The organism is Patulibacter medicamentivorans (genome assembly GCF_000240225.1).
GTDB lineage: Bacteria > Actinomycetota > Thermoleophilia > Solirubrobacterales > Solirubrobacteraceae > Patulibacter > Patulibacter medicamentivorans.
This window is the reverse complement of sequence record NZ_AGUD01000070.1, coordinates 1-7,954: the sequence shown is the minus strand read 5'-3', so window position 1 is coordinate 7,954 and position 7,954 is coordinate 1. Positions and strand designations below refer to the sequence as shown.

Below are 7,954 nucleotides of genomic sequence, written 5' to 3'. Positions count from 1 at the left end.
CGCCGCCGCCGGTCGGCCCGGCGCCCGGCGCGGTCGGGCGACCGCCGGCGATCGGCGGCGCGACGGCCGGCGGCCCCGTGCTCAGGCCGCGGATCGTCGGCCCGTAGACCCGGCCCTGCAGCGGCGCCCAGGCGCCGTCGACGAAGAACCGGCCCGCCACCTTGGCACCGCCGGCGCGCTCGGGGATCAGGTTCTCCGGCAGGAAGCTGAGGTTGATCATCTGCAGCAGCGGTCCGCCCGACCAGCGGCGATCGGAGCGCCACGGCGCGACCAGCGCGTCGGTGAAGCGCCGCGGGCGGGCCAGTCGCCGCTCGACGTCGTCGCGGCCCGAGCCGTCGTGCAGCCCCTCGGCGAGCGCGAGCCCGGCCACGTAGCCCCGCAGTCCCGCGATCGACGGTCGCTCGCCGGGGAACAGCAGCGGGATCACGTTGGCGTAGGCCTCGGCGTCCCGCGACCCGAGCTGGATCTCGCTCACCGAGGTGATCGCCCCGGCGCGAGCGATCGCTCCGCTGTCGACCTCGAACCGCTCGTCGAACAGCGGGCTGGTGGCGACGATCGCGTCGTTGGGGAATCGCGGCCGATCCTCGCCCAGCCGGCGCAGGGCCGCCGACAGCCGCCGCCGGTCGCCGTCGAGGACGGTCACCAGCTGGTGGGCCGCGTCGACGGCCCGCGCGAACCGCCGCGGGTCGTCGAGGGTCGCGGCCGGCGCGACGACGACCCGCAGCGCCGTGCCCTTCAGCCCCTCGCGCAGACCGGCGAGGCGCTGGGTCCCGGACGCCGTCGTCCCCGCCCGCAGGACCGTGACCTGCGGGACCGCCGAGGGCCGCGACTGCAGCCCCTGCTCGGCGACGAAGCGGCCGATCGCGACGCCCTCGGCGTGCGGGTCGGGCGCGATCCGGAAGACCCGCGGGCCGCGGACGAGCGGCACCGACGGGTCGCCGACGATGCTCAGCAGGTCTCCGGCCTGGCGGACCGCCCCCGCGGCCCCGCCGCCGCACGGCGCCAGCAGCGCCGTCACGCCGTCGGCGCCGCGGACGGCGGCTGCCGCACGGCGTGGATCGCCGCCGTCGTCGACCGTCCGCAGGACGAGCTTGCGGCCGCCGTCCAGGCCGCCGCGAGCGTTGAGCCGCCCGACGGCCAGCGCCGCGCCCTGGGCGTGGGCCCGGCAGACGCGGGCGTCGGGACCGGACAGGTCGGCGGTCTGCAGCAGCCGTCGCGGCGACGGGCCACCGGCGGCGCGGTCGCCGACGGTGAACGCCGCCGGAGCCGACTCGCTGCGACCGTCGATCGCCGGGTAGGCGAACCAGGTGCCGGCGGCCGGCAGGTCGACCGGCGCCGACCACGCCTCGCGCGGGCCGCGGCGCAGCTGCGCCCGGATCTCCCTGGACGAGCAGGCGCAGCGCAGCCGCACGGCGATCGTCCGCGCGGCCCTGGCCGGCGTCCCCTCCTGGAGCGTCGCCGGATCGGCGACGACCACGTTGCGGCCCGGGGTCGCCGGGGCCACGGTCAGGCGCAGCAGCTGCCCGCCGATCGCGGCGGTCGCCAGCGCCGGGCCGCCGAGGACGTTGCCCTGCTGGGCGGCCACGGGGCGACCGCGTCCGGGGACCAGGCCGGCGAGCACCGCGGCCAGCACCAGGATCGTCACCGCGGCCAGCGCCTCGGCCCGCACCAGCCGCAGGCCGACGGCCTCGGCGGGGCGCGGATCGGGCGAGCGGCCCCGACCGCGCGCCGCTCGGGCGTCGCCGCTCGGGGTCGGGTCGCCCGCCGACGCGCGGTCGCGGCGGCGCAGCCGGCGGGTCGTGACCAGGCCGGCCACGACTGCGGCGGCCACCAGCGCGACCTTGACCGCCAGCACCCGGCCGTAGCCGGTCCAGCGCAGGTAGTACCAGCCGTCGACCTCGCGGAGGGCGGCGACGAGGCCGGTGATCGAGAGCACGACGATCGCGCCGATCGCGAACGGCGCGAAGGCCCGGATCGCCCCGCGGCCGCCGCGCAGCACCACCAGGGCGATCAGCCCGCCCGCCCAGAGACCGGCGGCGAGCCCGTGCAGGCCGCCGAGGAGCGCGGCGACGAAGGTGCCATCGCCGAGACCCTGGACGTGGCCGTCGGCCCCGTAGGCGGCGAGGGCGACGGCGCCCGAGGCGGCCAGCAGCGCGTCGCCGCGCGGGTCGCGACGCGTCCGCAGCCACAGCGCGAGGCCGCCGAGCAGGCCACCGAGCGCCAGCCGCGCGAGGGCGATCCGGCCGTTGCCGTTGCCCGTCAGCAGGGCCAGCGAGGGGTCGCCGACGCCGGCGGTCGCCAGCACGGCGACGGCCTCGGCGGCCCCGAAGAGGGAGAGCGCGAGCGCGACGGTCGACAGGCGGTGCCAGCGAGCCTCGGCCCCGGCACCGCGCTGGTCGCGCGGGACCCGCCAGCGGAGCAGCACGCCGCCGAGCAGCGCGGCCGCGCCGAGCAGCCCCAGCCAGCGGACGGCGAGCTCGAACCAGCCCTCGCCGGAGACGTCCTCGCCCCCGCGGGAGCCGATCCCGGTCGACGCGCCGCCGCCGAGCCGCTCCGCTCCCGGGGGCGGGGCGCCCTTCGCTCCGGCGACGCCGAACCGGAACGAGCCGGAGGTCGTGTGGCCGTCGGAGCCGAGCGCGACCCACTGCACGTCGTAGACCGCCGGGCGCAGCGCTCCGCGGAGCGGCGCCACCAGCAGCGAGTCGTCGCTGACGCGCAGCGGGCCGGTCGCGATCCGCGCCCCGCGCGGGCCACGGACCTCGATCGACGAGCCGCGCGCGATCACGCCCTCGGTGAACGCCAGCCGGACGTCCTTCGGTGGCTGGTCGGCCGCGAGCCCGCCGAGCGGGGCGGACTGGACCAGCGACGGGTGCGCCGACGCGGCGGCCGGCAGCAGGCCGGCGAGGAGCAGGGCCATGACGAGTGCGGCCGCGGTGGAGATCCACCGCGGCCGCGTCGCCACGGGCCCCTGACGGGTGCCCGTGATCATCGTCTGCTCAGAGGCGCACGGAGCGTCGCACCGTGACGCTCCTGCCCTCGGGGGTCTTGCCGGTCACCGTGACGGTGACCTTGGACTTCCTGGCCCAGCCGGAGCGCACCGCCCGGTTGAGCGTCACCTTGACCTTCTTGCCGGCCGCGATCGTCCGCGCCTTCGACGCCGCGAGCGACCGCTTCCCGGCGTTGCGGACGACGACCTTGACCTTGGTCAGCGGGGCGCCGGTGACTTTGACCCGGACGCTCGCCCGGGGCTTCCTGGCCAACGTCCGGACCGCCGAGGCCTGCCCGCCGATGGCCAGGCCGGCCGCCGGCGTCGCCGCGGGCTCGTCCGGCAGCACCGGCAGCGGGCCGACGTTCTTGGGCGAGATGCCCGGAGGCGTCACCCACAGCATCGAGTGCGGCTTGTAGAAGCCCGCGTCGGGGGACCCCGGCCAGTTGCGTCGGTTGAAGTTGACGCCCAGGCCGCCGGTCTTCTCGTCCCGGAAGTCCTCGTCGTAGGAGAGCTTGCCGTCCTTGTCGATGTTGACCAGGTAGAACCGGTGGTCGCCGTCGACGCCGGTCCGCGAGACGAAGTAGTTCGAGAACGTCAGGCGGGTCGGAGAGCCGTCGGGGGTGTAGCTGTGGTTGTCCAGCGCCGCCCAGTGCGGGCCGCCGGTCGTGTTGTCGGTGACCTTCAGGGTGTCGATCAGCGTCGGGCAGTCGGCCACCTTCTGGCCCTGCGCGAGCTTGTGGACCGCCTGGATCGCGGTCAGGTCCTTGGAGCCGTCACCGTCGGTGTCGATGCCGTTGGTCAGGTCGCACCTGACCTTGCCGTCCTGCGCCGACTTGATCAGGTCCTGGATGTCGAGGTCGTAGAGCTCCTTCGTCGCGCCCTGGTCGAAGTAGTTGTCCGAGCCGGGGTTGCGACCCTGGACCGAGCGGAACAGCCACTTGTTGTTGCGCGACACCTGGTGCCAGGCGCCACCGGCGCAGTCACCGGGCTGGTCGAGGAACTTGCCGGCCCCGTCCTTGGTCAGGATGTTGGAGAGCCCGTCGTCCCAGACCTGGACCCACTTGTCCGAGGCGTTGCCCTTGAGCTTGGTGATGTCGGGGGTGAAGAAGATCCCGCCGCCGCACATCGAGCCGGCGAACGCGCCCTTCGACTCGAGGGTCTGCGGGAACGCGGCGGTCTTCGGCCACGTCTTGGCGTTCTCCATGATCCCGTAGTTCTCGTGCGCCCTCTGGGCCGGCTCGCGCCACCCCTTGGGCATGTGCGAGACCGACGTCAGCACCGGCGCGCCGGGGTTCGAGAGGTCGAACGTGCGGACGGTCGGGCGGAACGCGTACTTGCTGACCGTCTTGACCGGGTCGAGCACGATCTCGCGCGGCTCGGCGTAGTCCGAGGTCACGACCGTCTCGAGGTCGGCGCGGACCTGGATGCCGTGCGGGTTGGCGCAGGTGCCCAGCGGGCGCGCCTCGGCCGCGGAGCAGGCCTCCGGGACGCCGTTGGCGTTGGTGCCGCCGGGGACGGCGGCCGCCAGCAGGTTGCCGGCCGGCACGACGTTCTCCAGCGCGAGGCCCGTGTTGGGATCGGGCTTGAAGACCGCCAGCGCCCCCGGCGACCCGCCGAAGTTGGCCACCGGGCCGCCCATGAAGGTGCCGATGAAGCGCCCGTCGCCGACCGCGTCGTAGGCGTCGGGGATCGAGTAGCCGACGCTGGTCAGCGGGATCTGGTTCTTCAGCTTGACGTTCGGGATGTCGCTGACGTCGAGGACGTGCGTGGTCGAGACGAACAGCGCGCCGGCGATGACCGGATCCCCGTCCTCCCACTCGTACTGCATGTGGTGGGGCTCGTTCTCGACGCCCCACGGCAGCGGCAGCTGAACGAAGTTGACGACCTTGGCGTAGTCCGGGTTGCGCTTGCCGGAGATGTCCTGCTTGCGGACGTCGATCACCTGCCAGCCGTCGAGACCGGGCAGGAACTGCGGACCGAGCATCTCCAGCAGGCCCTGCGGGTTGATCGTCAGGTTCTGGATCAGCTTCGAGATGACGTCGGCGTTGATGTCGGCGACGTTCTGCTTGCCCGACCAGACCAGGTTGTACTCGGGCTTGGCCTTGGGATCGGGGTAGAGCTTCCTGGCCTCGGCGATCGCGGCGGTGCGCGCCGCGCCCGTCTGCTTGGCGGCGTTGGCGTAGGCGGCCTTGTAGCGCGCCGTCGCGGCCTTCCACTCCGCCTCGGCCTTGTCCCGGCGCTCGATCGCGCCGGGGATCGTGTTGTTGTCGACCTGGCTGAACTTCAGGCCGCGGCTGAGGGTGTTGGACAACCACTCGGCGCTGATCGCGCCGTCGTTGTCCCCGGCCGTGGCTGGGCCTGTGGCGAGCAGCGTGCCGCCTCCGAGGGTCGCGATCACCGCGACCAGCGCGGCGATCCTCCGGCGCCCCCGTGGGAGCGCTCTCCAAATGGCTGTCATCTCGTGTGTCTCCTGGTCGGCGCGGTGAGCGCGCGGTCGCCGGACAGACCGTCAACGGCATGTCCGGCGCAAAAAGCTACTACCTGATCGAAAATCAAGCAATATGGACGACCGTTGGACTCCGGGCGCTATTATGCGGAATCCCGGTCAGGAAGTCGACTTTCGCTCGATCTTCCTTGACGGGAATTCGGGTCCGAAATGCAGGCTTCCCACTCCACGCCCGTCGCGGCGCCGTCCCGCGACCGACCACGCAGCCCGCGGCCAGCGGCCGCCGCGCGCCTGTCGGCCGGCCTCGGCGAGCGCCTGCGCCGCTTCGGCGGGATCCTGGCGCTGACCTTCGCCGTCGGCCGGGCCCTGCTGCGACCACCGTTCGCATGGCGCCGCGAGTTCGTGATCGCCTGCATCGACACGATGCGGGCGACCTTCTGGCCGATCGCGATCTCGGTCGCCGTCTGGGGCTTCTCCGGGCCCGGGCTGCAGGCCGGGAACTTCCTCCAGGCCTTCGGCTCGGTCGACCGCGCCGGCGGCTTCATGGTGGTCGCGATCGTCCGCGAGTTCGGGACCTTCGTGACCGCTGGCGTCGTCGCGGGGATGGTCGGCACGATGCTGACCGCCGAGCTCGGCACCCGCCGCGTGCGGGGCGAGATCGACGCGCTCGAGGTGCTCGGCGTCGATCCGGTCGCGGCGATCGTGGCCCCGCGGACGCTGGCCCTGGTCGTGGTGCTGATGGTGCTCGACGTCTTCGCGCTGGTCTTCGGCGTCGCCGGCGGCTACGTCGCGTCGGTCGGCGTGCTCGGTGGCACCACCGGCGCCTTCCTCGAGTCGTTCGTGGCCAACGCGACCTTCCTCGACCTGCTGGCGAGCGTGGTCAAGGTCGGGGTCTTCGGCCTCCTGATCGGCGTGATCAGCTCGTGGCACGGGCTCAACGCGTCCGGCGGCGCCCACGGCGTCGGCAAGGCGGTCAACCGCGCCGTCGTCGGCAGCCTGCTGGCGATCTTCGTGGTCAACCTGCTCTACACCCAGTGGTTCCTGGCCACGTTCCCCGAGGTCAACGTCCTGCGATGAGGCGCTCCCGATGAGCGAGCCGGGCGGCGGGATCGGCCTCGACGGCGCCCGCGGCGTCGACGTCCGCCACCCCGCGGGGATCCATGGCCACGGCGGGCTGCTGGGCCTGCTCGGCGCGCTGGCGTCGTTCGCCGGCGAGCTGCTGCGAGAGCTGCCGCGGGCCCGCGGGATGGCCGGCGAGACGCTGCGCCAGGCGTCGCTGATCGCGTCCAGCTCGCTGCTGGTGATGCTGGCGATCGCGTTCTTCGCCGGCGGCTCGTGCGGCCTCGAGTCGACCGCCCTGGCGCGGGCCTTCGGCTTCGACCCGATCGCCGGCGGCTTCAGCGCCTGGTGCAGCCTGCGCGAGGTCGTGCCGTTCGTCTTCGGCTACATCCTGGCGGCCAAGGTCGGCTGCGGGATCGTCGCCGAGCTCGGCGCGATGCAGGTGAACGAGGAGGTCGACGCGCTCGAGGCGATGGGCGTCCGCTCGCTCGCCTACCTGGCCGTGACGCGGCTGCTGGCCTGCGTGCTGGTCCTGCCGGCCGCCTACCTGCTGTCGATCGCGTCGGCCTACGTCGCCACCTACCTGATGTCGGTCGTCCGCTTCGGCGACGTCTCGCCGGGCACCTGGCGGCTGTTCTTCTTCGCCTTCCAGGACGGCTGGGACGTGCTGTTCAGCGTCCTCAAGGGGATGGCGATCTCCGCCTGGGTCGTGCTCGTAGCGCTGTTCCACGGCTATCGCGTGCGCGGCGGCCCGGTCGAGGTCGGGATCGCGACCGCCCGCTCGATGGCGATCAGCGTCGTCGGCGTGACCGCGATCTCGATGCTGGGGACGCTGGTCTTCTGGGGCGCCAACCCGAGGATCCCGATCGGATGAGCCGCGCCGCCGCCTCTCCCCGGGCGATCGCCGGCGGGGCGCTCGCCGTCGCGCTGGTCGCCGGGGCCGCCGTCGTCCGGCCGTGGGAGGACGGCGACGGCCGCCGCGCCGTGGCCGAGTTCGACGCCGTGCCGGGGCTCGTCGAGGGGGCCGACGTCGAGCGCTCCGGCGTCCGCGTCGGTCGGGTCGAGGCGATCGCCCTCGAGGACGGCCGGCCGCGCGTCAGCCTGCGTCTGCGGCCGGGGGAGCGGCTCCACCGCGGCGCCCGGGCCGACCTGCGGATCGTGTCGCTCAGCGGCCAGCTGAACCGGGTGGTCTCGATCGACGACGGGCGCGGCGACGCGCTCCGCGACGGCGCGACCCTGGGCCTCGCGCGGACCGACCAGCCGGTCGAGATCGAGACCGTGCTGGCGACCCTCGACCCGCGGACGCGAGCGGCGGTCCGCGACGTCCTGGCCGGTGCCGACCGTGCGGTCGACGGGCGCGGCGACGCGCTGGCCGCCAGCCTCCGGCGCGCGTCGCGGACGCTGGCGTCGACCCGGGCCGCGGTCGCCGACGTGACCGCCGACGGCGTCGCGCTGCGGCG

At 74.3% G+C, this 7,954-nt stretch carries 5 protein-coding genes; 3 read left to right on the top strand and 2 right to left on the bottom strand.

The features are described from left to right. The coding region (locus PAI11_RS06965; RefSeq protein WP_170320699.1) for an ABC transporter substrate-binding protein at window positions 1–2,917 on the bottom strand (2,917 nt) is incomplete at its 3' end. A gap of 79 nt (window positions 2,918–2,996) precedes the next feature. Next, complete coding sequence (locus PAI11_RS06960; protein WP_138974147.1) at window positions 2,997–5,447, bottom strand: hypothetical protein; 2,451 nt, start codon at window positions 5,445–5,447, stop codon at window positions 2,997–2,999. 198 nt (window positions 5,448–5,645) lie between these two features. Between PAI11_RS06960 and PAI11_RS06955 the strand changes: the two genes are divergently transcribed. The 3 genes from PAI11_RS06955 to PAI11_RS06945 form a co-directional block, all read left to right on the top strand. Further along, window positions 5,646–6,512, top strand: coding sequence for an MlaE family ABC transporter permease (locus tag PAI11_RS06955; protein ID WP_007572329.1), 867 nt, complete (start codon window positions 5,646–5,648; stop codon window positions 6,510–6,512). A 10-nt stretch (window positions 6,513–6,522) separates the two neighbouring features. After that, window positions 6,523–7,368 carry an ABC transporter permease gene (locus PAI11_RS06950; RefSeq protein WP_007572328.1) on the top strand — a complete coding sequence of 282 codons (846 nt, stop codon included), beginning with the start codon at window positions 6,523–6,525 and terminating at the stop codon, window positions 7,366–7,368. Next, window positions 7,365–7,954 (top strand): MlaD family protein (locus PAI11_RS06945; RefSeq protein WP_040598864.1); only part of this gene is annotated, 590 nt, incomplete at its 3' end. The genes PAI11_RS06950 and PAI11_RS06945, both read left to right, overlap by 4 nt.